Annotated in this window: 28 protein-coding genes; 12 read left to right on the forward strand and 16 right to left on the reverse strand. The window is 65.1% G+C overall.

Going from position 1 to position 24,626, the window contains the following annotated elements:
• Positions 1 to 43 precede the first annotated feature (43 nt).
• Complete coding sequence (locus NLM25_RS26790; protein ID WP_309143614.1) at positions 44 to 1,408, reverse strand: MFS transporter; 1,365 nt, start codon at positions 1,406 to 1,408, stop codon at positions 44 to 46.
• Positions 1,409 to 1,432: 24 nt separating this feature from the next.
• Positions 1,433 to 2,200, reverse strand: a complete 768-nt coding sequence (locus NLM25_RS26795) for a GntR family transcriptional regulator (RefSeq protein WP_254138981.1) — start codon at positions 2,198 to 2,200, stop codon at positions 1,433 to 1,435.
• Between the two features lie 181 nt (positions 2,201 to 2,381).
• On the opposite strand from NLM25_RS26795, the gene NLM25_RS26800 reads away from it, so the two are divergent.
• The 3 genes from NLM25_RS26800 to NLM25_RS26810 are packed head-to-tail and all read left to right on the forward strand — an operon-like array spanning position 2,382 to position 5,418.
• The gene (locus NLM25_RS26800; RefSeq protein ID WP_254138982.1) at positions 2,382 to 3,581 is read left to right on the forward strand and encodes a mandelate racemase/muconate lactonizing enzyme family protein; all 1,200 of its coding nucleotides are present in this window, start codon (positions 2,382 to 2,384) and stop codon (positions 3,579 to 3,581) included.
• A gap of 12 nt (positions 3,582 to 3,593) precedes the next feature.
• Positions 3,594 to 4,361: an SDR family oxidoreductase gene (locus NLM25_RS26805; RefSeq protein WP_254138983.1), complete on the forward strand. Its 768-nt coding sequence runs from the start codon at positions 3,594 to 3,596 to the stop codon at positions 4,359 to 4,361.
• A gap of 25 nt (positions 4,362 to 4,386) precedes the next feature.
• Positions 4,387 to 5,418, forward strand: a complete 1,032-nt coding sequence (locus tag NLM25_RS26810; protein WP_254138984.1) for an L-idonate 5-dehydrogenase — start codon at positions 4,387 to 4,389, stop codon at positions 5,416 to 5,418.
• A gap of 17 nt (positions 5,419 to 5,435) precedes the next feature.
• Here the strand turns inward: NLM25_RS26810 and NLM25_RS26815 are convergent, their stop codons facing one another.
• Complete coding sequence (locus NLM25_RS26815) at positions 5,436 to 6,311, reverse strand: DUF3280 domain-containing protein (RefSeq protein ID WP_254138985.1); 876 nt, start codon at positions 6,309 to 6,311, stop codon at positions 5,436 to 5,438.
• Between the two features lie 190 nt (positions 6,312 to 6,501).
• Here NLM25_RS26815 and NLM25_RS26820 point away from each other — a divergent pair, with 190 nt between their 5' ends.
• Positions 6,502 to 7,887 (forward strand): HAMP domain-containing sensor histidine kinase, encoded by a 1,386-nt coding sequence (locus NLM25_RS26820; protein WP_254138986.1) that lies wholly within the window; start codon positions 6,502 to 6,504, stop codon positions 7,885 to 7,887.
• Positions 7,884 to 8,531, forward strand: a complete 648-nt coding sequence (locus NLM25_RS26825) for a response regulator transcription factor (RefSeq protein ID WP_254120354.1) — start codon at positions 7,884 to 7,886, stop codon at positions 8,529 to 8,531. The genes NLM25_RS26820 and NLM25_RS26825 overlap by 4 nt, the downstream gene beginning before the upstream one ends.
• A gap of 5 nt (positions 8,532 to 8,536) precedes the next feature.
• Here the strand turns inward: NLM25_RS26825 and NLM25_RS26830 are convergent, their stop codons facing one another.
• Both NLM25_RS26830 and NLM25_RS26835 read right to left on the reverse strand, forming a co-directional pair.
• On the reverse strand, positions 8,537 to 9,499 hold the full coding sequence (locus NLM25_RS26830; protein ID WP_254138987.1) for an MBL fold metallo-hydrolase: 963 nt from the start codon (positions 9,497 to 9,499) through the stop codon (positions 8,537 to 8,539).
• A 45-nt stretch (positions 9,500 to 9,544) separates the two neighbouring features.
• Positions 9,545 to 10,528, reverse strand: a complete 984-nt coding sequence (locus NLM25_RS26835) for a VOC family protein (RefSeq protein WP_254138988.1) — start codon at positions 10,526 to 10,528, stop codon at positions 9,545 to 9,547.
• A gap of 147 nt (positions 10,529 to 10,675) precedes the next feature.
• Here NLM25_RS26835 and NLM25_RS26840 point away from each other — a divergent pair, with 147 nt between their 5' ends.
• The 4 genes from NLM25_RS26840 to NLM25_RS26855 all read left to right on the forward strand — a co-directional run bounded on the left by NLM25_RS26840 (position 10,676) and on the right by NLM25_RS26855 (position 15,178).
• Entirely contained in the window at positions 10,676 to 11,467 is a 792-nt protein-coding gene (locus NLM25_RS26840; protein ID WP_254138989.1) for a DNA-binding transcriptional regulator, read from the forward strand.
• Positions 11,468 to 11,540: 73 nt separating this feature from the next.
• Complete coding sequence (locus NLM25_RS26845; protein WP_254138990.1) at positions 11,541 to 13,049, forward strand: bifunctional 3-(3-hydroxy-phenyl)propionate/3-hydroxycinnamic acid hydroxylase; 1,509 nt, start codon at positions 11,541 to 11,543, stop codon at positions 13,047 to 13,049.
• 24 nt (positions 13,050 to 13,073) lie between these two features.
• On the forward strand, positions 13,074 to 13,925 hold the full coding sequence (locus tag NLM25_RS26850; RefSeq protein WP_254138991.1) for a fumarylacetoacetate hydrolase family protein: 852 nt from the start codon (positions 13,074 to 13,076) through the stop codon (positions 13,923 to 13,925).
• Positions 13,926 to 13,966: 41 nt separating this feature from the next.
• On the forward strand, positions 13,967 to 15,178 hold the full coding sequence (locus NLM25_RS26855) for an ABC transporter substrate-binding protein (RefSeq protein ID WP_254138992.1): 1,212 nt from the start codon (positions 13,967 to 13,969) through the stop codon (positions 15,176 to 15,178).
• 4 nt (positions 15,179 to 15,182) lie between these two features.
• Here NLM25_RS26855 and NLM25_RS26860 read toward each other — a convergent pair whose 3' ends face one another.
• The 3 genes from NLM25_RS26860 to NLM25_RS26870 form a co-directional block, all read right to left on the reverse strand.
• Entirely contained in the window at positions 15,183 to 16,025 is an 843-nt protein-coding gene (locus NLM25_RS26860) for a hypothetical protein (RefSeq protein WP_254138993.1), read from the reverse strand.
• Positions 16,026 to 16,227: 202 nt separating this feature from the next.
• Positions 16,228 to 16,716 (reverse strand): SRPBCC family protein, encoded by a 489-nt coding sequence (locus tag NLM25_RS26865; protein WP_254138994.1) that lies wholly within the window; start codon positions 16,714 to 16,716, stop codon positions 16,228 to 16,230.
• The gene (locus NLM25_RS26870) at positions 16,716 to 17,105 is read right to left on the reverse strand and encodes a helix-turn-helix transcriptional regulator (protein ID WP_254124424.1); all 390 of its coding nucleotides are present in this window, start codon (positions 17,103 to 17,105) and stop codon (positions 16,716 to 16,718) included. The genes NLM25_RS26865 and NLM25_RS26870 overlap by 1 nt, the downstream gene beginning before the upstream one ends.
• A gap of 314 nt (positions 17,106 to 17,419) precedes the next feature.
• Between NLM25_RS26870 and NLM25_RS26875 the strand changes: the two genes are divergently transcribed.
• On the forward strand, positions 17,420 to 18,475 hold the full coding sequence (locus NLM25_RS26875; RefSeq protein ID WP_254138995.1) for a serine hydrolase: 1,056 nt from the start codon (positions 17,420 to 17,422) through the stop codon (positions 18,473 to 18,475).
• A gap of 69 nt (positions 18,476 to 18,544) precedes the next feature.
• Here the strand turns inward: NLM25_RS26875 and NLM25_RS26880 are convergent, their stop codons facing one another.
• Positions 18,545 to 19,378, reverse strand: coding sequence for an outer membrane protein (locus NLM25_RS26880; protein WP_254138996.1), 834 nt, complete (start codon positions 19,376 to 19,378; stop codon positions 18,545 to 18,547).
• Positions 19,379 to 19,656: 278 nt separating this feature from the next.
• Entirely contained in the window at positions 19,657 to 20,361 is a 705-nt protein-coding gene (locus tag NLM25_RS26885) for an SDR family oxidoreductase (protein WP_254138997.1), read from the reverse strand.
• Positions 20,362 to 20,468: 107 nt separating this feature from the next.
• Between NLM25_RS26885 and NLM25_RS26890 the strand changes: the two genes are divergently transcribed.
• Positions 20,469 to 21,311, forward strand: coding sequence for a GNAT family N-acetyltransferase (locus NLM25_RS26890; RefSeq protein ID WP_254138998.1), 843 nt, complete (start codon positions 20,469 to 20,471; stop codon positions 21,309 to 21,311).
• Between the two features lie 66 nt (positions 21,312 to 21,377).
• On the opposite strand, the gene NLM25_RS26895 is transcribed toward NLM25_RS26890, so the two are convergent.
• Positions 21,378 to 21,824 carry a hypothetical protein gene (locus NLM25_RS26895; RefSeq protein ID WP_254120367.1) on the reverse strand — a complete coding sequence of 149 codons (447 nt, stop codon included), beginning with the start codon at positions 21,822 to 21,824 and terminating at the stop codon, positions 21,378 to 21,380.
• A gap of 280 nt (positions 21,825 to 22,104) precedes the next feature.
• Here NLM25_RS26895 and NLM25_RS26900 point away from each other — a divergent pair, with 280 nt between their 5' ends.
• Positions 22,105 to 22,392, forward strand: a complete 288-nt coding sequence (locus NLM25_RS26900) for a hypothetical protein (RefSeq protein WP_254138999.1) — start codon at positions 22,105 to 22,107, stop codon at positions 22,390 to 22,392.
• Positions 22,393 to 22,445: 53 nt separating this feature from the next.
• On the opposite strand, the gene NLM25_RS26905 is transcribed toward NLM25_RS26900, so the two are convergent.
• The 5 genes from NLM25_RS26905 to NLM25_RS26925 form a co-directional block, all read right to left on the reverse strand.
• On the reverse strand, positions 22,446 to 22,727 hold the full coding sequence (locus NLM25_RS26905; RefSeq protein ID WP_254139000.1) for a hypothetical protein: 282 nt from the start codon (positions 22,725 to 22,727) through the stop codon (positions 22,446 to 22,448).
• Between the two features lie 12 nt (positions 22,728 to 22,739).
• A complete protein-coding gene (locus tag NLM25_RS26910; protein ID WP_309143615.1) occupies positions 22,740 to 23,171 on the reverse strand; it encodes a curlin in 432 nt (143 codons plus the stop codon).
• 73 nt (positions 23,172 to 23,244) lie between these two features.
• Complete coding sequence (locus NLM25_RS26915; RefSeq protein ID WP_254139002.1) at positions 23,245 to 23,667, reverse strand: curlin; 423 nt, start codon at positions 23,665 to 23,667, stop codon at positions 23,245 to 23,247.
• A gap of 22 nt (positions 23,668 to 23,689) precedes the next feature.
• On the reverse strand, positions 23,690 to 24,082 hold the full coding sequence (locus tag NLM25_RS26920; RefSeq protein WP_254120372.1) for a curlin: 393 nt from the start codon (positions 24,080 to 24,082) through the stop codon (positions 23,690 to 23,692).
• Positions 24,083 to 24,203: 121 nt separating this feature from the next.
• Positions 24,204 to 24,605 carry a curlin subunit CsgB gene (locus NLM25_RS26925; protein WP_254120373.1) on the reverse strand — a complete coding sequence of 134 codons (402 nt, stop codon included), beginning with the start codon at positions 24,603 to 24,605 and terminating at the stop codon, positions 24,204 to 24,206.
• Positions 24,606 to 24,626 lie beyond the last annotated feature (21 nt).

The raw sequence follows: 24,626 nt of genomic DNA on the forward strand, positions 1-24,626 counted from the left end.
GTCCCGGTCGCGGCCACGATGGCCGCGACCGGGTCACGCATCGTCAGTCGTTCTCGTAGCCGTAGACTTCCGGCAGGATGAAGATCGCAGCGAGCAATCCGATCAGCGGAAAGATCGCGACCATGAGCGTAGCGTTCGCTTGGCCGATCGCCGCGAACACCGTCGGGAACAGGAAGATCGCCAGGAACGAGGGCAGCTTCACGAACATGTAGGCGAAGCCGCTGGCCGTGCCGCGATACTTGGGCTTGGCGACCATGGTCGGGATCGTCATGCAGTTCGACGCGTCCCAATAATGGCCCCACAACATCGCGGCGGCCGCGAACGGCAGCAGGATCTTGTTGTCGGTATAGAGCGCGAAGGCCGCGACCAGCAGCGACGCCAGTACGATCGAGAAGCCCGCGATCGAAATACCGCGGTGGCCGATCTTCGGCGTCAGCAGCGGACCGACCCAACCCGACAAGGCGGCGAAGGAGAACAGCGCCATCGTCACCAGATTGATGCCGAGCACGCTCGACACGCCGACCATCACAAAGAGTACCGGCAGATAGAACGCGAAGGTCGAAAACTCGCTGGCTTGCACGAAGCAGGCGATCCAGCCGTAGATCGTCGCACGCCAGCGGATCGGATCCTTCCTGAGATCGGCGAGGAATGCGCGGGTCGAGACCTTCGGCACTTCGACGTCCTGGTCCGGCAACATGTCGAGATTGTCGTTGAACATCTCGCGCGCGACCTGCTTGGCCTCGCGGTAACGGCCCTTCTGCACCAGCCACACCGCCGTCTCCGGCACGTCATGCCGCATGATCAGGATGATCAGCGCCGGCAACGCGCCGAGGCCGAGCGTCACACGCCACAGCAACTCGTGATTCATGTCGATCAGGAGGAAGATCACGATGACGCCGATGGTGAGGACCTCGCCGACCGCGAACATGAACTGCCAGCGGTTGCCCATGACCTCGCGCTCACCCTTGGCCATGGATTCCATGATGTAGGTGTAGCCGGTCGAGATGTCCGAGCCGAGCGGAATGCCGAGCAGGAAGCGGATCACGATGAGCCAGGTGATATCAGACACGAAGGCCTGCGCCAGCGCCAGCACGATGAACAGCACCATCGTGGTCAGGAACATGACGCGGCGGCCGATCTTGTCCGAGAGCCAGCCGCCGAGCAGCGCACCGATCAGCGCGCCGCCCTGCGTGCCCGCGGCAGCAAGGCCGAGCATCAGTGCGGTGGGATTGTACTGCTCCTTGATGAAGATCAGCACGAAGGCGATCGAATACAGGTCCCAGGCTTCGACCAGGATCGAGGCCATCATCAGCCAGCCGACCTTGTTGCCCTTGGGACTGTAGTTCGTGATGAGGTAGCGGACCGCGGCTTCGCTCGCGGTCGGTTGTGGCATCGCCATCGTTGACATCTTTGGTCCTCTCTTGAAAACTCTTTACGTACCGAGCAGCGGCTCGATGCTGCAATCGAGCAGGCGCGGATCGATCCCCGCCTCCATGCCCGTGAACATCGAATCCATGTAGTCGATCAACGCATCGCTCGCCTGCACAGCGTCCTCGACGTGGCGGCCGGCGACTGCACTGAGAATGGCGAGATGGTGATCGATCGTGCCTGACAGATCGGCCTGCCCCGGCATGAAGCGGTGGTGGATGTAGCCGATGCGGCGGTACAGCGTGTGGAGCGGCCGCAACGTATGCACCAGGAAGGGCTCGCCGGCTGCTTCCAGCACCAGTGCGTCGATGCGGCGGTCGATGCTGTTGAATTCGTCGAGGGTCAGTGTGGCGCGGCGCTCGCGCAGCAGTCGCTCGATGTGCAGCGCCTGATTGCGGTGCGAGAGGCTGGCGCGGTCGGCCGCAAGGCGGATTACGAAGCGTTCCATGTCGCGGCGCAAGGCCAGCAGCATCCGCTCGCGCGCCAGATCGATCGGCGCAATGTGCAGGCCGTGACGCGGACGGATGATGATGAGCGTATCGGCGGAGAGACGATTGACGGCGTGATGCACCGGCGTGCGCCCGAAGCCGGTGATGTGCTGCAATTCCAGCATCGTCATGAATTGTCCGGGCTTGAGCTCGCAGTGAACCAGGAGCTCTTCGATCTTCTGATAGGCCAGCTCGAAGAAGTTGAGCCGGTTGCGCCGGGAGGGTTTGCCCTCTCCGTCGTCGCCGCTTCTCACCACCTCGAGCGCGCGCTTGCGCCGTGCCATGCCGTTCTCTCCCGTCAGCCCGCGCTCTCGTTGAAAGGTGGCGCCATATCTGTGGCACCCTTAAAACATGTTGTGATATATTACAAGCAGGCGTAAGACGTCCGCATGGCCCGTACCATGTTGCGGTGCGGAATGACAACAAGACGGGCGCAGCGCGCCTTCTGACGGGAGGATAATTGCCGTGAAGATCACGTCGATCGAGACGCTGCGCACCGAGGAATTCTCCAACGTCATCTGGGTGCGCGTTCACACCGACACGGGCGTAATTGGTCTCGGCGAAACGTTCTATGGCGCGGGCGCAGTCGAAGCGCAGATCCACGACACCTTTGCCGGCCGCCTGCTCGGCCGTAATCCCCTGCACATCGAGGCGATCCATCGCGACATGCTCAACCTGCCGATGGCGCAGTCCTCGACCGGCGTAGAGTATCGCGCAGCCTCCGCGATCGACATCGCGCTGTGGGACCTGTTCGGCAAGGTCTGCAATCAGCCGGTACACCAGATGCTCGGCGGCCTCTGCCGCGACAAGCAGCGCATCTACAACACCTGCGCCGGCACCCAATATGTCCGCTCGACCAATATCAGTCCGGTCGCCAACTGGAATCTCGGGGCGTCCAAAGGTCCCTATGAAGACCTCGATGGCTTCATGAATCACGCCGATGCACTCGCAGAGAGCCTGCTGGAGAGCGGCATCTCCGCGATGAAGATCTGGCCGTTCGATCCGGCGGCACAGGAGAACAAGGGCCTCTACATCACCGCCGCGCAGATGAAGCAGGCGATCGAGCCGTTCGAGAAGATCCGCAAAGCGGTCGGCGACAAGATGGAGATCATGGTCGAGCTCCATTCGCTCTGGAACCTGCCGACCGCCAAGCAGATTGCGCGCGCGCTCGAGCCCTACAAGCCGACCTGGTATGAAGACCCGATCCGGATGAACTCGCCGCAGGCGCTGGCCGAATATGCGCGCTCGACCGACGTCTGGGTCTGCGCCAGCGAGACGCTGGGCTCGCGCTTCCCCTACAAGGACATGCTCGACCGCGACGCCATGCATGTGGTGATGGCGGACCTGTGCTGGACCGGGGGCCTGACCGAAGGCCGCAAGATCGCAGCGATGGCCGAAACCTATCACCGTCCCTTCGCGCCGCATGACTGCATCGGCCCGATCGGCTTCATCGCCGCCATCCACATGTCGTTCAGCCAGCCCAACACGCTGATCCAGGAATCGGTGCGCGCCTTCTACAAGGGCTGGTACAATGAGCTTGTCACCACCATGCCCACGATCAAGGACGGTTTCGTCTATCCGATGGAAGGGCCCGGCCTCGGCGTCGACCTTCTGCCCGCCGTATTCGAGCGCTCCGATCTGACCGTGCGCCGCTCCAACCCTTAAGGATTTCTCGATATGAGCACCTCCCTCTTTGATCTCTCCGGCCGCACCGCGCTCGTGACCGGCTCCTCCCGCGGTCTCGGCCGCGCCATTGCCGAGGGCATGGCCAAGGCCGGCGCCAGGATCATCGTCAACGGCGTCGATCCCATGCGCGTCGAGCAGGCTGTGGCCGAATTTCGCGCCGCCGGGCATCAGGCCGAAGGCGCCGCTTTCAACGTCACCGACGAGCCCGCGATCGTCGCGGCCTTCAACGACTTCGACAAGAAGGGCATTGCGGTCGACATCGTCGTCAACAATGCCGGCATCCAGCACCGCAAGCCGCTGGTGGAATTCACCACCGACGAGTGGCGCAAGGTGATCGAGACCAACCTCACGAGCGCGTTCGTGATCGGCCGGGAGGCAGCGAAGCGCATGATCCCGCGCAAGCACGGCAAGATCATCAATATCGGCTCGCTCGGCAGCGAGCTGGCGCGCCCCACCATTGCGCCCTACACCGCCGCCAAGGGGGGCATCAAGAATCTCACGCGCTCGATGGCGGTGGAATGGGCCCAGCACGGCATCCAGGCCAATGCGATCGGCCCCGGCTATATGCTCACCGACATGAACGAGGCGCTGGTCAACAACACCGACTTCAACAACTGGCTGATGGGCCGCATCCCCTCAAAACGCTGGGGCAAGCCGGACGAGCTGGTGGGCGCCGCGATCTTCCTGGCGTCCGATGCCTCGACCTACGTCAACGGCCAGATCATCTATGTCGATGGCGGCATGATCGCCGCGATGTGATCTGGGAACGCTGAGGGAGCAAGCCATGCGCGCCGTCGTCATCCACGCCCCGAAAGACCTGCGGATCGACCTCTATCCCGATCCGGCACCCGGCCCGGGCGAGGTCCGCGTCAAGATCGCCAATGGCGGCATCTGCGGCTCGGACCTGCACTATTACCATCACGGCGGCTTCGGCGTTGTCCGCATTCAGCAGCCGATGGCGCTGGGCCACGAGATCGCGGGCGTGGTCGCGGCCGTCGGTGACGGCGTCACCAATGTGAAGCCGGGCACGCGCGTCGCGGTCAATCCGAGCAGACCGTGCGGCCAGTGCCTGCATTGCCAGGAAGGCATGCGCAACCAGTGCCTCGACATGCGCTTCCTCGGCAGCGCGATGCGCTTTCCCCATGTGCAGGGCGGTTTTCGCGAGTTCATCACGGTCGATGCCACGCAAGCGGTGCCGATCGCGGACAAGCTGTCCTTGGCAGAAGCCGCGGTCGCCGAGCCTCTCGCGGTGTGCCTGCATGCCGGCAAGCAGGCCGGCCCCCTCCTCGGCAAGCGCGTTCTGATCACCGGCTGCGGCCCGATCGGCGCGCTGATGATCCTGGTCTCGCGCTTCGGCGGCGCCTCCGAGATCGTGGTGACCGATGTCGCCGACGCGCCGCTCGCGGTCGCCAGGAAACTCGGCGCCACGCACGCCATCAATGTCGCGAGCGATGCCGCCGCACTCGATCCCTGGCGCGCCGGCAAAGGCGTGTTCGACACGCTGTTTGAAGCCTCCGGCAACCAGGCGGCGCTCCGCACCGCGCTCGACGTGCTCCGGCCCGGCGCAACGCTGGTGCAACTCGGCCTCGGCGGCGAGATGACGCTGCCGATCAATTCCATCGTCGCCAAGGAATTGCAGCTCCGCGGCACCTTCCGCTTCGATCCCGAGTTCGAGCTTGCGGTGCGGCTGATGGGCGAAGGCCTGATTGACGTGAAGCCGCTGATCACGGCGACGATGCCGTTCGAGAACGCGGTCGCGGCATTCGAGCTTGCCAGCGACCGCTCCCAGTCGATGAAGGTGCAGCTGACGTTCTAGGTGCGCCAGGTGCGGAGCTACTGGCTCTCGATCAGCCGGTCGCTGACCAGCCGCACGGCGCCCCGTTTCCACGAATAGTCCGCGCCCATGCGCAGGCCGCTGTCGCCACGCGCCAGCACCGCTCCGGTCCTGGCGTCGCGGACCTGGAAGCCGAGCGTATATTCAGTGCGGCTGACCCGCCGCACGACGCCGATCAGCGACTGATCGGCGCCGAGCTTTTGTGCGATCGCCGCATCGCAGCCACCGCAATCCCGCAAGGCACGTGCCTTCACCGCCTCGCCGGCCGCGCTGCCGACGTCGACGATCCGGTAGCGGCCGGATTGGCCGAGGGCGTCGCGGACGCTGCCGGTCACTTCGGCCAGATAGGATGCATCTGCGGCCGCGAGGCCGGCGGCCGGGGCCGCAGTGTTGTCGTCGAGCTCGAATTCAAATACCGCCAGCGCGACCGGCGCGGGTGTGGCGAGCGCGGCCATCACCTCGCGCGACACGAAGATCTCGGCGCGCTCCCATGATTCATCATTGTCGCCGCGGAAGGTATAGAGCTTGTCCATCACGAGCTTTTTGGCACCGACGTCGATCACGGCGACCTTGGCCCATTGCACCAGCGTGCTCGTCTTCTGGATACCGCCGATGACCTTGAACGCCGCACCGTCCTGGGCGGACGGCACGAGCCGGTACCGCCGGTCCGCGCCGATGTCCCGTCTGAGCGCGGCCATGAACGCCGATAGCCGTCGCTCGTGGGCGGCGGTCTGATTCGCCGGCTCGGCCGACGTATCGGTGTAGCTGAAGTCGTCCATGGCAACGCCAATGGCGTCCTCGGCGTCGGCCGGCGCATGAGCCGCCGGGAGGACGAAGAGGAGGAAGGCAGAGAGGATCAACCAGGGACGGCGCATGCGGGCCTCGTGTGATGGAGCGGCGCCACAAATCTGGACGGTAGCCGCAGACCATGCAGCCGTAACCGTCCCGGCGAGCACCGGGAAAATTTCACGACGTTGCACTGCGGCAAAGCGGAGCGCTTTCCGCCGCTTGCGTTCTGCCGTTTAATGCGCGGGCGACAATTCCGTTCGCGCCAGGTGCACGCCGATGTGGAACCGCCCGAGGTTCGATCTCAAGGTCCGTCTGACGTTGCGCGTGGCCGCGATATCGGCCGCCTGCTTCGCCGCGATCTCCGCTTATTTCCTCATTACGGCCGACCGCACGGCCCATTCGCGCATCGACGATACCGCCGCCATCGTGGCGAAGACGCTGGAGCTGCAGCAGGGCAAGATCCAATGGGTGGCGAGCCCCCGCTCGGACTTTCCCAACCTCGACCCCGTTTCGGCCTATGTGATGACGCCCGGCCTGTGCCTGGGTTTTCGTGGGGTGAACGGCGACATGCTTCAGCGGTTCTGCAGCGGCGCGCCGATACCGGCGAACCCGCCGCCGCAGGCCTTCGCCACCTTCTATCGCAGCCTGTTCGACCCCGGCCGCGAGGCGGCTCGGCCGGTGATCGTGCGCGGCACCAGGCTCGGCGAGACCGTGGTCACGGTCGATCCAGCCGTGCAGACCGCCGAGGCCTGGCACGAGGCCGGCCGCCTGATGCTCGCGCTTGCGATCGCGCTGCCGCTGCTGTGCGGGCTGGTCTATGCTGCGCTGGCCCGCGCACTGCGCCCCACCCGCATGATCCGCACGGGCCTCGAGCGGATCGCCGATGGCGACCTCACCACGCGGCTGCCACCCTTCGACCTCGCCGAGCTCTCGGCGATCCGCGACGTCTTCAACAATCTCGCCGAAAGCCTCGACACGGCCTTGGCCGAGCGCAGCGAGCTGACGCGAAAGCTGATCGCGCTGCAGGATGAGGAGCGCCGCCATCTCGCCCGCGAGCTGCATGACGAGTTCGGCCAGTCGCTGGCCGCGATCCGTGCGCTGGCCTCCTCCGCCCGCCAGACCGCCGCGCAGGACTGCCCGTCCTTGCTCGGCGAATGCGACGGCATCGCGCGGACCGCAACCGGCATGATGGAGACGCTGCGCGGCGCGCTGTTCCGGCTGCGCCCGCCCGACGTCGAGGAGCTCGGGCTCGTGGCCAGCCTCGAGGGCCTGGTTGCGGGCTGGAACGGGCGCAGCCGCGGCCAGACGCGGTTTTCGATCCGGTTCGACGGTGCGTTCGCGAGCCTGCCCGCCACGATCAGCGCGAGCCTCTACCGCATCGTGCAGGAGGCGCTCACCAACGCCGCCAAGCATGCCGGTGCCACGCGGGTAAGCCTGGAGTTGGCCATGCGTACCGACGAGATCGCGCTTGCGATCGACGACGACGGACGTTCGAACGATCCCGTCGCAAAATCCGGCATGGGCCTGCTCGGCATGCGCGAGCGCGTCGCGGCCTTGCGCGGCCAGTTGAGCTTCGAGGCCGCGCCGAACGGCGGCTCCGCGCTGCGTGTGGTCATTCCGCTCGCCGCCGCCGATCGGCAGCCACTGGAGCGCGCGGCGTGAGCGCGGCCGATGCGACCATTCTGCTGGTCGACGACCATTCCGTCGTCCGCGAGGGCTATCGCTCCGTGCTCGAGAAGCAGCCGGGGCTTCGCGTCGTGGCTGAAGCCGCCGATGGCGCGGAAGCCTACCGTCTCTTCAAGTCCGAGACACCCGACCTCGTCATCATGGATCTGAGCATGCCCGGCATCGGCGGCATCGAGGCCGTCAGGCGCATCAGGCAATGGGACAAGGCCGCACGGATCCTCGTCTTCACCATGCACGAGAATGCCGGCTTCGCCGTGCAGGCGATCCGCGCTGGCGCGAGGGGCTATGTCACCAAGACCAGCCCGCCCGAGACGCTGGTGCGCGCCGTGATGGACGTGCTCGCCGGCAAGATCGCCATCAGCCCGGACATCGACCACGAGCTTGCGCTGAGCCGCCTCGCCGGGGAAAGCTCCGCCGCCGACGTGCTGACGCCGCGCGAATTCGAGGTGCTGCGGCTGCTGCTCGCCGAGAACACGACGGAGGAAATCGCCGAGACGCTGCATGTCAGCCCGAAGACGGTGGCGAACCTGCACTCCCTGATCAAGGACAAGCTCGGCGTCGGCTCCGACATCGAGCTGGTGCGGCTGGCACTTCGTCAGGGGATTTTGACGGAGGTCTGATCGTCTTACGGCTCGAGCTTCGCGCCATCAGGCGCAAACGCTTCGACCGCGTCGCCGATCCTGAACGACATCATGTCGCGGCCGACCAGCAGCGGCCCCTTGTAGGCGGTGCGCGTGCGCAGGATCAGCGGCTCCTCGGGAATGTCGGGCCCGGGCTTCACCGTGCCGAACACGATGTGGGAATAAACCGCGAGCTTTGGCTTGGCGAACGCGAAGATCTGGCCGGCCTCCTCGGGCGAGGAGTGGTGCGCCTGGATATCCTTGTACACGGGATTCTTGACCAGCAGCTCCGGCTCGATCACCGCGACCTCGTGAATCAGAAGATCGGCACCTTCAGCGGCCTTGGCGATACGCTCGTCGTATTTGGTGTCGCCCGAGAGCACGACCTTGTGGCCGCCATATTTGATGACGTAGCCGAACGACGGCTTGATCTTGTCGCCATGATTGACCTCGATCGCGCTGACCTTGACGCCGTTGTTGTCGTAGACAATTCCGACCTCGATATCCTTCGCGGCGAACTCCACCGCCTTCGGATCGAGATGCTCGTCATCGATGCGAATGCGGATGTCGTCAGTGAATGCCCTGGTCAGGTTCTCCGTCATCGCCACGGTGCCCTTGGGACCATAGAGCTTCATCGGTCCCTTGCGGGAGGCCCAGGTTGTGGCGAGCCATCCGGTCAACCACACGTCGGGAAGGCCGACGATGTGGTCGGAATGCAGGTGCGTGATGAAATTCGCGGTGATCGCGCCGAGCGGAATCTTGAGCTTGTAGAGCTGCATGGTCGAACCGCGACCGAGATCGAACAGCAGCTTTTCATTCCCCGCCTCCACCAGCGTCGAGGCGCTGAAGCTGGTCGGCCGCGGCGTCGGCACGCCGGTGCCGAGCAGCGTCACCTTGATCGGTTCGGCCGAAGCAGCCGTGCTGAACGCGAGCAGCACGAAGCCTGCCCTCAAGAGGGATTTGAGCATATCGTCCTTTCCTTGGGTATTAGATGATTGCCGCGTGGCCGCGGATCACTCCCGCGCGATCACCTGGTCCAGCCACGCGCAGTTCAGCGGCGGCACGCGCGGGTCGGCGACGCGGACGCCGCGCGCCGCCGCATCCAGCCGCATGTCGCGCAGGCGCTTGCGCTGCTCGTCGGGCATGTAGAGCCGTTCGTGGCCCCAGAGCGATGGGCCATCGAAAGTCTCGTGCGGCTGCCAGGTCGCAGGCTCGATGACGCGCCCGCCCCAGCCATATTCAATGAAGAAGCCGGACGGCGTGTTCACATAGAACGACGTCATGTGGTCGTTGGTGTGCCGGCCCAGCGTGTAGGCGATGCGGCCGTCGTCCATCTGCGCGAGGTCGTAACCCTGCCCGACATCGTCCAGACTGCCGAGCTCGACCATGAAATGATGCAGCGCCTTGCGCCCCGAGCCGACCATCGCAAAGGAGTGGTGACGGCCGTTGACGTGGAAGAAGTAGAGGCCATAGGGCTTGAGGCCGAAATCGGAGACGTGGAAGCCGAGCACGTCGCGATAGAACGGCACCAGCGGCTCGACGTCCTCGACATTGAGCACGACATGCCCCATGCCGAGCGCACCAGTGCGGAAACCCGAGATGGGCCGGCCCGGCTTGAAAGGCTCGCTCGCAAGCTCCGGCTTGCAAAAAGCCTCCAGCCGGTTGCCGGCGGGGTCAGTGAACGCGATCAGCTCGGTCACATGCCGCTCGTCGGCCAGCGCGCGTGAGCCGCGCGTCACTTTGACGCCATGGCTTTCCAGCCGCCCCGCCAACTGGTCGAGCTCGGCGGTCGACGGAACCTCCCAGCCCATCACCGCCAAACCAGCATCGCTGCTGCCGTCGACGATCAGCCGCTGCTTGCGATCGTCCATGCGGAAGGCCCGCATCTTGCCACCGCGATCGACCTGCTGCATGCCGAGCAGCCCGGTCGCCATCCGGCCCCACTGGTCGAGCTCTGATGAATTGATCCCGATATAACCAAGCGCGGTGATTTCCATCGAATTCCTCCCGAAGGCATCGCGCTCGCCGCAGTGCGGCGAACTTGATACCGGCCGCGCGCGCTCCTACGGTGGCGTCCCGCAATCGCGTCGCGTTCGCAAAGACGATAATCGCGCAGCAGTCGGCCACAAGGGAGGAAATACGAAGTGTCCAAGGAGCGGACGCGGAACGGGCAGCCCCGGCAGTCGGAGGGTGTGCGCGCCTTCAAGCGCGGGCTGGACGTGCTGCAGGAGGTCAATCGCTCCGGCGGCATCCGCGCCGGCGACGTCGCCCGCGCACTCGACCTGCCGCGCCCGACCGTCTATCGCCTGCTCGAGACGCTGGAGGAACTCGGCTATGTCGCCCGCAGCGCCAGCGACGACCGTTTTCGCGTCACCCGGCTCGCCCTGAGCCTCGGCGACGGCTACGATCCCGGTGTGGTGATCTGCCAGGCGGCCGCACCTTATCTCGCAGAACTCAGCAAGACCCTGGTCTGGCCCGTCGACCTCTCGACCTACGAGAACGCCGCGATGGTGGTGCAGGAAACCACCCATTCCCGCAGCCCGCTCTCGATCGACCGTGGCATGATCGGCAAGCGCCTGCCGATGCTGCGGACGTCGGCGGGACGCGCCTATCTCGCCGCCTGCTCCGAGCGCGAACGCGATCTGATCGTTAATCATCTCCGCCGCATCGACGAGGCTGATGACCGCCCTTTCCTCGATCAGGGCCGCCTCGCCCAAATGATCACAAAGACTGCCGCGCGGGGTTACGCGATCCGCAGCGAGGGTGAATACAATCCGAAGACGGCGTCGATTGCCGTCCCCATCGTGCGGAACGGCGCGGTGTTCGGCTGCATCTCCATCATCTGGATCCGCTCGGCGCTGGGCATCGAGGAAGCGGTGGCGCAGTTCGCGAGCCAGCTTCAGGAGACCGCCTCGGCCATTCCGGTCGAGGTCTAGGGGCCGTCCGCTGGGCGGACACTTGGCACGGCGGCGTTGAAGGCGTGGCACCACCTGGGGAAGAGATAGCCCCATGCAAGATAAATCCGCCTTCGAAGAGTTTGACGTCGTGATCGTGGGCCGCGGCCCGGTCGGCGCGACGCTGGCCAATCTGCTCGGCCTGTGCGGCGTGCGGACGCTGGTGCTGGAGCGCGAGGCGCGGACTTATCATCTGCCCCGCGCGGTGCATTTCGACGACGAATGCATGCGCGTATTCCAGACCATCGGCCTTGCCGATGCGATCCTGCCGCAGACCATCCTCAGCCCCGGGATGCTATTCCTCGACGCCGATGGCAAGATGCTGCTGGACTGGTCGCGGCCGCAAACGCTGACGCCGATGGGCTGGAATCTCAGCTACCGCTTCCACCAGCCCGATCTGGAGGACGTGCTGCTCGGCGGCCTTGCGCGCTGGCCGCACGTCACCTTGCGGAGCCGCTGCGACGTCTTCGCGCTCGATCAGGACGAGACCGGCGTGCGCGTCCGCTACGAGGACCTTTCCAACGGCAGGCTCACCGAGGTCCGCGCGGCTTATATCGTCGGCTGCGACGGCGCGCGTTCTCTCGTTCGCCGCTTCATCGGCTCCGGCATGGACGATCTCGGCTTCCACGAGCGCTGGCTCGTGATCGACGTTCTGCTCAAGCGCGAGCGCGACGACCTCGGCGACTACAGCCTCCAGCACTGCGATCCCCAGCGGCCGGCAACCTATGTCCGCGGCACCGGAACGCGGCGGCGCTGGGAGATCACGGTTCTCCCCGACGAGGATTCGAACGAAGTCACGGAGCCGGCAAAGGTCTGGGAGCTGCTGTCACGTTGGGTCACGCCTGACGATGCCGAGCTCGAGCGTGCGGCGGTCTACACGTTTCATTCCGTCATCGCACAGCAATGGCACAGCGGCCGGCTGCTTCTCGCGGGCGATTCCGCACACCAGACCCCGCCCTTCCTCGGCCAGGGCATGTGCGCCGGCATTCGCGATGCTGCGAACCTCGCCTGGAAGCTTGCTGCGGTCATCCGCGGTGGCGCCGCGGCCGACCTGCTCGCCACCTATCAGAGCGAACGCCAGCCGCATGTGCGCGAGTTCATCGAACTCGCCATCCGCCTCGGTGGCGTCATCAACACCAAGGCGATCGAGACGGGCCTCGCCGCCGGGCAGGTGCGCGAGAACGCGCCGGTCAAGCTCGAGGTGAAGAAGCCCCTCCTCGGCCCGGGCCTTGCGCTGGCCGACCTGCCTCTCGCCGGGCATCTCGCGCCGCAATTCGCGCTGGAGGACGGCCGCCGCAGCGACGACCGGATCGGCTACAGCCATGCGCTGCTTGTCGAGGCCCCGGCCATGCTCGCCTCACGTCTCGCGCTTTCGCATGCAGCAATCAAAATCCTGACCAGCGACGATGCCGAGGGTATCGGGCCCTGGCTCCACGAGCACGGTATCACCGCCGCGCTCGTCCGCCCCGACCGCTACGTCCTCGGCGCCGCCCGCAACGATGCCGAGCTCGACCGGCTCGTCGCCGCAATCACGCCTCCAACCCACGTGCCGTCCGCGGCCTGACCGAACACCCCTTAAGGACATCTCATGAAGCTGCTCTCTTTCATCGCCGACGGCCGCGCCTCCTTCGGGGCCGTCAAGGACGACGGCGTCGTCGATCTCGGCACGCGCATGGCACCCTGCACCACGCTGCGGCAGTTGTTTGAAGCGGGTCGCGTTGCCGAAGCGGCCAAGCTGGTCGCCTCCACGGCGCCCGATCATCCACTCGACAAGATCAGCTTCGCACCCGTCATCCCCGATCCCGGCAAGATCATCTGCGTCGGCCTCAACTATCGCGACCACGTCGCCGAAACCGGCCGCACCGTCACCGAGAAGCCGGCCCTGTTCGTGCGCTTCCCCTGCAGCCAGGTCGGCCATCTCCAACCCATCGTAAAACCGAAGGTGAGCGACGATTTCGACTATGAGGGCGAGCTTGCGCTCGTCATCGGCAAGGAAGGCCGCCACATCCCGGCGAGTCGCGCGCTCGACCATACCGCCGGCTATTCCTGCTACAACGAAGGCAGCATCCGCGACTGGCAGCGCCACACCAGCCAGTTCCTCTCCGGCAAGACGTTTGCCGAGAGCGGCAGCTTCGGCCCGTGGCTCGTGACGGCGGACGAGATCCCCGATCCGTCCAGGCTCACCCTGCAGACACGCCTCAACGGCACCGTGGTGCAGGACACCACCACCGATCTGCTGATCATCGCCATCCCCGAGCTGATCGCCTACATCTCGACCATCTGCCCGCTCGTCCCCGGCGACGTCATCGTGACGGGCACGCCGGGCGGCGTCGGCGCCAAGCGCACCCCGCCCTTGTGGATGCGCCCTGGCGACACTGTCGAAGTCGAAATCTCCGGCATCGGAATCTTGCGCAACAAGGTCATCGCCGAGCCGGCGTGACCACCGCTACCGATCAATCAACGATAAAATCAGGAAACGCCATGGCCACAATCCGCACGACGTCCACCGCTACCCTGCTGATCGTGCTGGCGCTCGCGGGCACCACTGCGCGCGCCGAGATCAAGGGCGATGCCATCCGCATCGGCGTCCTCACCGACATGAATGGCATTTTCGCAACCGCCATGGGCCCCGGCTCGGTCGAGGCAGCGCGGATGGCGGCGGAGGAATTCGGCGGCAAGATCAACGGCAAGCCGATCGAGATCTTGCAGGCCGACCACCAGAACAAGCCGGACCTTGCGGCCTCGCTCGCGCGAAAGTGGTTCAGCGACGGCGTGCAGGCGATCGCGGACGGCGGCAGCTCCGGCGCCGCGCTCGCCGTGCAGGAGCTGGTGCGCGGCAACGGAAAAATGTTCCTCGTCTCCGGCGCGGGCGCCAACCAGCTCACTGATGAAGCCTGCGCGCCGTCGAGCGTGCAATGGACCCAGGACGCCTATTCCACTGCAACCGCAGTGGTCTCCGGCATCATGCAGACCAGCAAGGAGCCGTGGTTCTTCATCACCGGCGACTATGCCTTCGGCCACTCGATCGAGGCGACCGCGCGCGCCCGCATCACCGAGCTCGGCGGCAAGGTCGCCGGGAGCGTCAAGGCGCAGCTCGGCACGCCCGACTACTCATCGTTCCTGCTCCAGGCGCAGTCTTCAGGCGCAAAGATCCTCGCGATCAATGTCGCCGGCGACAACGCCACCGCGATCAAGCAGGCGGAGGAATTCGGCCTTGCCGACCAGGGCATGAAGATCGTGCCGATGTCATTCCAGAACGTCGACATCGAGTCGGTCGGCCTGAAGGCCACCCGCGGCGATCTCATCGTCACCTCGTTCTTCGAGGATGTCTCGCCCGCAGCCCGGAAGTTCTCCGATGTCTTCTACGCACGCCGCAAGGCGATGCCCTCGCAAATTCAGGCCGGGGTCTATTCCGCCGTGCGCCACTATCTGCAGGCCGTGAAGGACACCGACTCCGACGACAGCGCGGCCGTGATGGCCAAGATGAAGGCCACGCCCGTGTCGGATGCCTACACACCCAATGGCCGCATCCGCGAGGACCAGCGCATGGTGCACGATCTCTATCTGGTGCAGGTCAAGACGCCCGAGGAGTCCAAGGGCCCTTGGGACTTCGTCAAGCTGGTCGCGACCATCCCGCCCGACCAGGCCTTCCGCCCGCTCGACCGCAGCAAGTGCAGCCTGGTCGGCAAATAACCAATCAGGCCAGATAACGCGTGAGATAGCCTTCCATCGCGTAGAGCGCGCAGAGCGCGAGGCTCGACCAGACTGCGGCGCTGAAATACAGGAACATCCAGGTCAGCTCGCCCTTCCAGTGCGCGATGTCGTGGGTCACCACCCAGCGCGTCGAGACGTCATGCAGGCCCTCGAGGAAGCCGAGGAACTTATTGCCCTCTTCATGCCCTGCCCGCCAGCGGCTGAGATACATCGGCACGTCGACGGTGACGAGGAAGGCGAGGAAACAGGCGATGCCGACGATGCCCGACATCAGCGCCCAGCGCACCGGTCCCTGGAATTCCGGCATCAGCCGGCAAAGCGCGATGCCGGCGAGGAAGAAGGTCACCGCCCACAGCGAGTTCTCGATCGCGTTGAAGAGGAAGTTGGTCGTCACCACCGCGTACCAGGAGAAACACTCCGCGATGATGATGATGGGCACGATCACCAGCGCGATGTTCACCGCGGTCTCCGCGCCCGTCATGCCCCCGAGCTGATGCAGGATGATCGCCCACTGCGCGACGAAGCACAGTTCGGCCACGGTCGCGACCGTGCGGCCGACAACGACGCTGGAGAGCCAGGTGTCGAACAGGCAGATTCGCTGTACGTCGGCGCGCGGCAGCACCGAGCGGAAGGCGCAGCCAAACACATAGCCCGCGCAGAGCAGGAGCATCAGGCCGATGTCGGAGCCACCACTGATGCTGCCCGCAACTGTCGGATAGAACTCGCGATACAGCATGAACCAGACGAGAACGTTGGCCGCACTGACAAGCGTCAGGGACCCCCACCACCACGCGAGGGGATTTGACCGCGCCTGCCACTGCAACATGAATCGCTCCGCCGTAATCGATATGACATCTAGCGGTAGCAATTCTGTCATATTCCGGCAGCACGACGCGACAAAAATCTACGTTATGGCGCTGTCATAATTGGCCTGCGCGCTGTCATATTCGCGAAGGCCACTGCTCTCCCCTGCATTTTTGAGCTTATTCCGCGGCGCTTCTTCGAGGCCCCGGAATAACGCGGGGACTCTATTTCTTCATCCCGCCCACATACGCCGCCAGCTTGTCCAGCGTCTGGTAGCCGTACTCGACGGCACCAAAACCGATCATGCCGTCGCGCTGCTCGGTGCTCGAGGCCAGTTGCCGCATCATCAGAACAGTCTTGCCGTTAGCCTGCTCGGCAAAGGTGACGGTGAAGCGAAACATGCCGGGATCGTCATCCTGGTCGGTGCCGTGATCCATCTCCATCAGCGAGGGCCGCTCGATGCGGCGAAAGCGCATGCGGTTCGGATAGACCGTGCCGTCCGGGCCGATCATGTTGAAGCGCCAGAGGCCGCCGACGCGCACGTCGATCTCGAAGGTCTCGACCTTGAAGCCCTTCGGTCCGAACCATTGCGGCAGGTGCTTTGGGTCGGACCATGCCTCGAACACCAGATCGCGCGGTGCGTCGATCACGCGCGACATCACGATCTCACGGTCGAGCGACCATTGCGACAGGGCGGCATTGGAATTCGTCATCACTCAGAACCTTTCCGTTTGGTTGTGCGCGACGGCCGCTTGGCGGCCGCGCCTTCCTTCTCTTTCTTCAGTTTCATCACGTAGGCCTCGAACCGGTCGAGCCGCGCCTCCCAGATCGCGCGCTGCTGCTGGAACCAGTCCTCCGCGCCGAGGAGCGCGTCCGGACTGAGGCGGCAGGTGCGCACGCGGCCGGATTTTTCCGACTGAACGAGCCCGCTCGTCTCCAGCACATGGATGTGTTTCATGAAGCTCGGCAGCGCCATCTCGAATGGATCGGCAAGCTCGCCGACCGACGCCTCGCCGGCACAGAGCCGCATCACGATCGCCCGCCGTGTGGGATCGGCAAGGGCGGCGAAGATCTGGTCGAGCCGGGACAATTGGTTAGCCATGAAGCTAACTATACGTCCGCCACCGTCCGGCGTCAATGATTGTTAGCCGATGAGCTAAGTTATATTTTCCGACTTGTAGCCCGGATGGAGCGAAGCCGCGACCCGCGATGAGGAACCCACAACGCGCAATCGTGAATTGGGAGGCGCGGCCCTCCCCGCTAAAAGAGATTCGGGGGTGCATCGCATCATGCGTCAGAGCCGTGCCGTCTGTTGTCAACTCATCGCACCTCACCCGGCGGGCCCTCGCCCGGGCTGCGCTTATTCCCCTCGCGACGGCGATCGCCTGGCCACGCTGCGCATCCGCGGATTCCGACATGATCGCGCAGATGCGCGACATCGTCGCAAGCGAGCTGGCGCCGACCGCGACGCCGGACCAGCCGGGCGGCCTCGCCGTCGCGCTCTATGCCGGGCGCCATGTCGAGTTCTTCAGCTACGGCTTTGCCGACGACGCCACGCGCAGACCGGTCACGCCGGATACGCTGTTCAACCTTGGTTCCCTACGCAAACCGTTCGAGGCGACGCTGGTGGCGCTCGGCTCGCTCAGGAGTGAATTGCGGCCCGACGATCCCCTGCCGAAATATCTGCCCGAGCTCACCGGAGACTATGTCCGCCGCGTCACCGTCGGCCAGCTCGCCACGCACACGTCCGGCATGCTGCTTTCGACCGACCATCCGCCATGGCCGAACGACTCCTTCACGCAGGCGCAGTTCATCGACATGTTCAACGCCTGGAAGCCGCCGGCCGGCGAAGCGCCCGGCAAGCAGCGCGTCTACAGCCATGCCTGTTACGTGCTGCTTCAGCTCGTGCTCGAGCGCTGCTACGGCGCTCCGATCGCAACCCTGCTCGAAGAGCGCATCCTTGCGCCGCTCGGCATGAATGCGACCTCGCTGCCGGAGCGCGGCGAGGACAACCGCGCCATCATGGACGCGACCTGGATGCAGCGCGTCGCGCAAGGCTATTCGGATCAGGGCGTGGCAATCGGACCGCCCGGCAACCAGCAGAGCTATTTCAACTTTCCCGGCACCGGCCAGATGTTTTCGTCCCCGCGGGATCTTGCGACCTTCGTTGCGGCCTGCGTCGACGGCCGCTCGGTCGATCCGCATTTGCGCGAGGCGCTGCGGATGACGCAGCGCGAGGCCTTCCGCGTCGACGAGAAATTCGGACAAGGCATGGCCTGGGAGACGGTGCGCTTGCCCGGCGTCACCATCATCGACAAGCCCGGCGGCCTCAACAACGCCTCCGGCTATCTCGGCCTCGTCCCTGCCGGGCAGATCGGCTTCGTCCTGCTCGCAAATCGCGGCGAATACCCGCACGAGATCGTTCGCTACAGGATCCTGCCCGCGCTGGCGAAGCTCGTGGCATCGCATTGAATCCGTCCCTCGAAACAGAAAGCCCCGGCAGAACCGGGGCTTTCCGTACCAGATCCGGAACGGGATAGCTCAGTATCTGGCGACGACAGGTCCGCCGAACTTGTAGTTCACGCCGACGCGCACGATGTTGGATTTGAGGTCGACCGAGTGGGTGTAGACGTTGCTCGGGAACGGCACCGCTCCTCCGAAGCCGACCAGATTGGTGCTGGTCGCCGTGGCGCGTCCGAGATCGACGTAAAGATACTCGGCCTTGAGCGACCAGCCGCCGCCGAAGGCGTACTCGGTGCCGACGCCCGCGGTCCAGCCGAGGCGCGTGTCGCGGATCGCGGCCGACTCCGTCGCCAGCGAGAAGGTGTCGGTGAAGTTGAAATTTCCCTTCACCTCGGCGATCGCCGCGCCGCCCGTGGCATAGAGCAGCCAGGTCGGAGCCGCGAGGAAACCGATGCGGCCGCGGATGGTGGCGAGCCAGTCGGCCGAGACCGACGAATTGACGGTGAAGGCGGTCGGGGCGCAGCAGGGATAGACCGCCGAACCGGTCGCGCTGCCCTTGAACCCGAAATAGTTGATGTCGCCTTCGAGGCCGAGCACGGCGTGATTGACCTGCCAGTTGTAGCCCGCAGTGAAGCCGCCGGTCACACTGGAGCTGTTGACGCTCTGGGCGCCGACCGTGTTGATGGCGGGGACGCTGCTGGTGGCGAAATAGCCTGTCGGCGACCAGACCGTCGAGGTGGTCGGATCGGCGCTGCCCCACTGCCCGCCGACATTGCCGCCGACGTAAAAGCCCGTCCAATTGTAGGCCGGCGCCATCACCGGCGCCTTGGTGTATTGCGCCGCGAGGTCGGCCGCATGCACGGATGCGGTGCCCAACACAATCGAAGCGACCGCCAGAAAAAGCTTCTTCATTCCAGTCTCCTTGCCCCACGCGATTGATCTCGCGTTCCGGAATGCGCGCGGACGGGAGGCATCCGGCGCAGCCTGGGAATAGGAGGTGCACTGCCCACTCGTCTCGGTCTGCAGCGCAGTTCGTATGGACTGTGACGCAGTCAGTGACTTATCGCGCAAGACGCGTGGCGAGTGTGACCCGATCGCCACACATCGCCGCTGCCGCAGCGGCGCGCGAGGCAAGTGAACGTCGCATCACGACAAGTGCGCGAGAGCGGCGCTCGAATCCGCGCGCGATCTCACACCGAGCGCGTCAACCCGCCATCCACGCGGATGTTCTGGCCGGTGATGTAGGCCGCACCGTCCGAGGCGAGGAATGCGACCGTCGCCGCGATCTCCTCGACCTTGCCGTAGCGTTTCATCGGCACACTGTCGCGCCGCGCATCGGTCTGCGGCAGGCTGTCGATCCAGCCCGGCAGAACGTTGTTCATGCGGATGTTGTCGGCGGCATGGGCGTCGGTGAAGATCTTCGTGAAGGCGGCAAGGCCCGCGCGGAACACCGCGGAGGTTGGAAACATCGCGCTCGGCTCGAACGCCCAGGCGGTCGAGATGTTGACGATGGCGCCGCTCTTCTGCGCCTGCATCACCGGCGTCACCAGCCGGGTCGGCCGGATCACGTTGAGCAGATAAGTGTCGAGGCCGGTGTGCCACTGCTCGTCGGTGATCTCCGTGATCGGCGCGCGGGGCCCATGGCCCGCGCTGTTGACGAGCACGTCGATGCGCCCCCATTTGGCCATCGCGCCGTCGACGAGCCGCTTCAGATCGTCATTCGACTTGTTGGAGCCGGTGACGCCGAGACCGCCGAGCTCGGCCGCCAGCGCCTCGCCCTTGCCGGAGGACGACAGGATCGCGACGCCAAAGCCGTCTGCCGCGAGCCGCCGCGCCGCCCCTGCCCCCATGCCGCTGCCGCCCGCAGTAACGAGTGCGACCTTCTGTGCTGCCATGACCGTCATCCCTTGCGATGGAGTTGAGGCGAGCCGCCGGCCCGGCCTATCATGAGGCCTTCTACCGCCGGACCTGCCGGCAGGTCCACCGTTGGAAGGCATTCGTCATGAGCGATTTGCAGATCCGCAATTTGCGCCCCGAGGAGATCGCCATCGCCGTCGACTGGGCCGCCGCCGAGGGCTGGAATCCGGGCCTCGGCGATGCCGCCTGTTTCGCGACCCCGGACGCAAAAGGCTTCTTCGTCGGCGAGATCGACGGCGAGCCGGTCGCAACCGTCTCCTGCGTCAACTACGATGATCGCTTCGCCTTCCTCGGCTTCTATATCGTGCGCCCGGGCTTTCGCGGCGCGGGCCATGGCCTGCGCATCTGGAACGCGGCGATCGCACATGCGGGCTCGCGTGTGATCGGCCTCGACGGCGTCGTGGCGCAGCAGGACAATTACAAAAAATCCGGCTTCCAGCTTGCCTACGCCAATATCCGCTACGGCGGCATCGTCGCCGCGCCGCCGAATCCACCTGCCGATATCGTCGCGCTCGACAATATCCCGTTCGCGCTTGTTGAAGCCGACGACGCGACTGTCTTCCCAGCCGCGCGAAGCGCCTTCCTGCGCGCCTGGATCGACACGCCGGGCCATCTCGGCGCAGCGCTGCTGCGCCATGGCCAGCTTGCCGCATGGGGCGTGATCCGGCCCTGCCGGACCGGCCACAAGATCGGCCCGCTCGTTGCCGACGACCGCGGAGCGGCGAAAGCGATCGTGCTGGCCCTGCTGGCAAGCGCAGGTGGCGGCGAAATCTTCCTCGACGTCCCCGCCGTCAATCGCGAGGCGATTGCTCTCGCGGAATCGTTCGGGCTCAGGCCGGTATTCGAGACGGCGCGGATGTACACTGGGCCGATCCCGCCGCTGCGGATCGACCGCGTGTTCGGCGTGACCAGTTTTGAGCTGGGCTAGAGCATGATCCGGAAAGTGTGAAGCGGTTTTCCGAAGAGATCATGCGCAAGAAGCCCAATACGCCGCTCAGTAGCAGCGCATGATGTTGACGGTGTGCTCGCCGCCGCCGCGGCCCGGCACCGTCACCTGCTCCGTCGGGCAGCTCGGCACATAGGGCCGGTCTGACGGCACCACGTTCGGCGGGAAGCGATGGGTCCAATCCCAGGGAACGTCATAGGTGTAGGTGTAGCGCACGTCGGTGGAGGCCGGCTGCCCGGGATCGGCGAAGGGCTGACCGTAGCCTGCGTTGTCGTAAAAGAACCCGCCACCGCCCGGCCAGTAGACCCAGGGCGTGTTACGGCCGCGGAACCTGCCGCCATGCGCCATCGGCGGACGCGCCACCCCGCCGGAAGGCCCGACAGCGAGCCCATGCGCCGCGGTGGCGCCGGGCCGTGCAAAGCTGTCGCTGGGGGCAAGGAGCAGCGCGGCTGCGCTGAGTGAGGCGAATAACGCCCCGTATGATCTGGACATCATGATACGCACCAACTCGTTTGGCTTCGGCGGCTCCCCACCGCACGCTAGGCCGGGCTGTCGCCCACCCGCAAACGTATAATTAATTGTTGGTTAAGGCACGGGATTAACGCGGAACAATGTGCGGCAAGACGCCCGGGATTCCCGCCTCATTTCAGGCACTTCGTTCCGTGGACCGCGACTTCATAACCAGTTGATCGGAGTTGATCGCTTCAGCCGATGACGCCCGGAACGCTCCCGCACTGCGGCCGTTGGCTCCGACCAAAAGCAAGGAGCATCCCGGATGCAGAACAAGTCAAAACTTCTCAGCCTGATCGCGGCATCCCTTATCGCGGGCACGGCTGCCGCGTCGGCACAGGGCTACGATTGGAACGGACCGCGTGTGGGTTGGGAGCGGAGCGGCCCCGGCTATGAACCGGTTCAGCCGCGCGCGATGTACTATCCCGGCACGGCGGGACCGTATGGCGCGTTCAACGGCACCAACCATCCGACGCCGAGCTCGACGCAGGGCGACGTCGGTCCCGACGGCAACAACAACGGCACGCTGACCGGCAGATATCGCAGCTGGTAGTGCCCGCACGCGTCGAGGCCCACCGTCTTGCGCGGACGGTGGGCCTTCGCGCGTCAGCGGCCCTGCTGCTTGCGCAGCCAGTCGAGCATGTCCTTCGCATTTCCGGTGCCCTGCGTCACGATGGCGGTGTTGCCGCCGCTGCGACGATAGATCGTGGTGCGCCCCGGCTCCTTGTCGATCCTGACCTCGGCCTGCGCGGGATCGCCGCTTTGCGTGATCGACGCCATCCCGTTCTCGTCCTGGACCACTGTGGTATGGCCGTCGCCGGCCCCGGCCGGCGCCATCGCGATCGCGCTGATAATTCCCATTCCGGATGCAAGCAGGAGCAACCGCATGTCACACCTCCATCATCGGCTGAACTGGAAGATCGCCAGCCAATTGAAACGTCCGAACTGCCTCACCGCTCCCGTGTTCATGTCCCCGATCTGGAGCAGGAGCGCGTTGGTGGAATTGCCGATCTGGGTAATATCGGCGGTGTTGCTTAGGCCGGACTGACCGATGGCCGCGTTCGTCGTGCCGCCCACCTGGATCACGTTAGCATAATTGCGCGTGCCGTTCTGGATGATGGTCGCGTCCACCGTACCGGTCCCGCCGATCTGAATCACCCGCGCGATATTGATGCGGCTGTTCTCCTCGATCGTGACCGGCTGTACGTTGTCGCCGAACTGCACGACCGTTTCGATGCTCACGTTCCGGTTCGTCACACTGCGCTGGACGGATCCGGCGCACGCTTGCGTCGCAGTACCGACAGCCGCAAGCAATGCCGCCAGGGCGAACACGCGCCTCAGGACTTGTCTGCCACTTCGCATCGCGTTTCCCCGTTCGCTCTTAACGGCGCCGTTCGCGCGCGCCTTACGGACTCGTCTGGACGATCATCGAGGCATTGACCGCGCCGAACTGCGCCACCGCCCCCGTATTCATGGCGCCGAGCTGGGATATCAGGCTCGTCGCCGACTGGCCGGTCTGACCGACGAAGGCGAAATTGTTCATCCCGGCCTGCCCGATCGACGCGGAGTTCGTCCCCCCGAATTGGAGGACGCCCGTGGCATTGTTGGTGCCGTTCTGCGTCACTGTCGCACCGGTGCTGCCGCCGATCATGAACACACCCGCCATATTGAGCTGGCTGTTCTGGTTCAGCACGACCGGCGGTCCGCCGACTGACACGATGGTTTTGATGTCAGCGGTCTGGGCACCGGCCGATCCGGCGCCGGCCGAGCACAGAGCGAACATTGCGGCGCACGCACTTCCCAGGAGACGTTTCAAGAGACGTTTCATGACGGCCTCATCACTTGTCTGCTCACGGAGTCTGCTGAAGAATCGTCGAACCGTTCAGGATTCCGAGCTGGCCGACTCCGGCCGCGTTGTTGCCGCCGATCTGGCCGATCAGGCTCGAATTGAAGCCTCCGACCTGGCCGGCCAGCGCCGTGTTGGACGACGTCGCGGTCGTACCGCCCTGCCCGATCACCGAGGTGTTGACGGTGAGGAGCGAGCCCGTCTGCAAGGTGGTCGCGGTATTGGTGACGCCGAATTGCATCGTGGTGGCGCTGTTGTTGGTGCCGCCGCTCTGCGAGATGAAGGAGTTGTTGGTGGTACCGAATTGCAGCACGCTGGCCGAGTTGCCGGCCTGGGCATGAACGGTGGTCAGCACGCCGAACGTGACGATTGCCGCGATGAGATATCTGCTTCGCATGTCATTTCCTCCGCCAAAGCCGGCGATCGATGCCTCATTTGGTCGATCCGCCCTATTGCGGTGCTTTCGAGAATGGCGCGGACGCGCCGCGTCGTGACGCGTCCGGCCAAACGGGGCTGGTTCAGTGAGCCGTCTGCGAGACGGTGCTCGTGTTGACGCCGAAAACGCTGAGCTGTCCGACGGCGGCGGAATTGTTTTGGAGCACGGCGGGCCCGAACGAATTCTGGGTGATTCCGCTGTTGTTGTTGCCGAAGGCCACCTGGCCGGTGGTCGCCGAGTTCCGCACGCCGATCTGATTTACGGAGCTGACGTTGTTGAGCGAGGCAGAGCTGGTGCCCTGCATGGTGGACGCACCGTTCAGGATGCCGACCTGCGTGGTCGACGAGCTGTCGTTGGTGAGGCCGTTCTGCGTGACGCTCGAAGAGTTCACGATGCCGAGCTGCACCGTGGTCGAGGTGTTGGCGGCCTGAGCCGCGGAAGACAGAGCGAACACGGCAACCGAAGCAAAAAACAATTTGCGCATGGAGTATCCCTTTCTAACCAA

The sequence above is a fragment of the Bradyrhizobium sp. CCGB01 genome (assembly GCF_024199795.1).
In the GTDB taxonomy this organism is placed as follows: Bacteria; Pseudomonadota; Alphaproteobacteria; order Rhizobiales; family Xanthobacteraceae; genus Bradyrhizobium.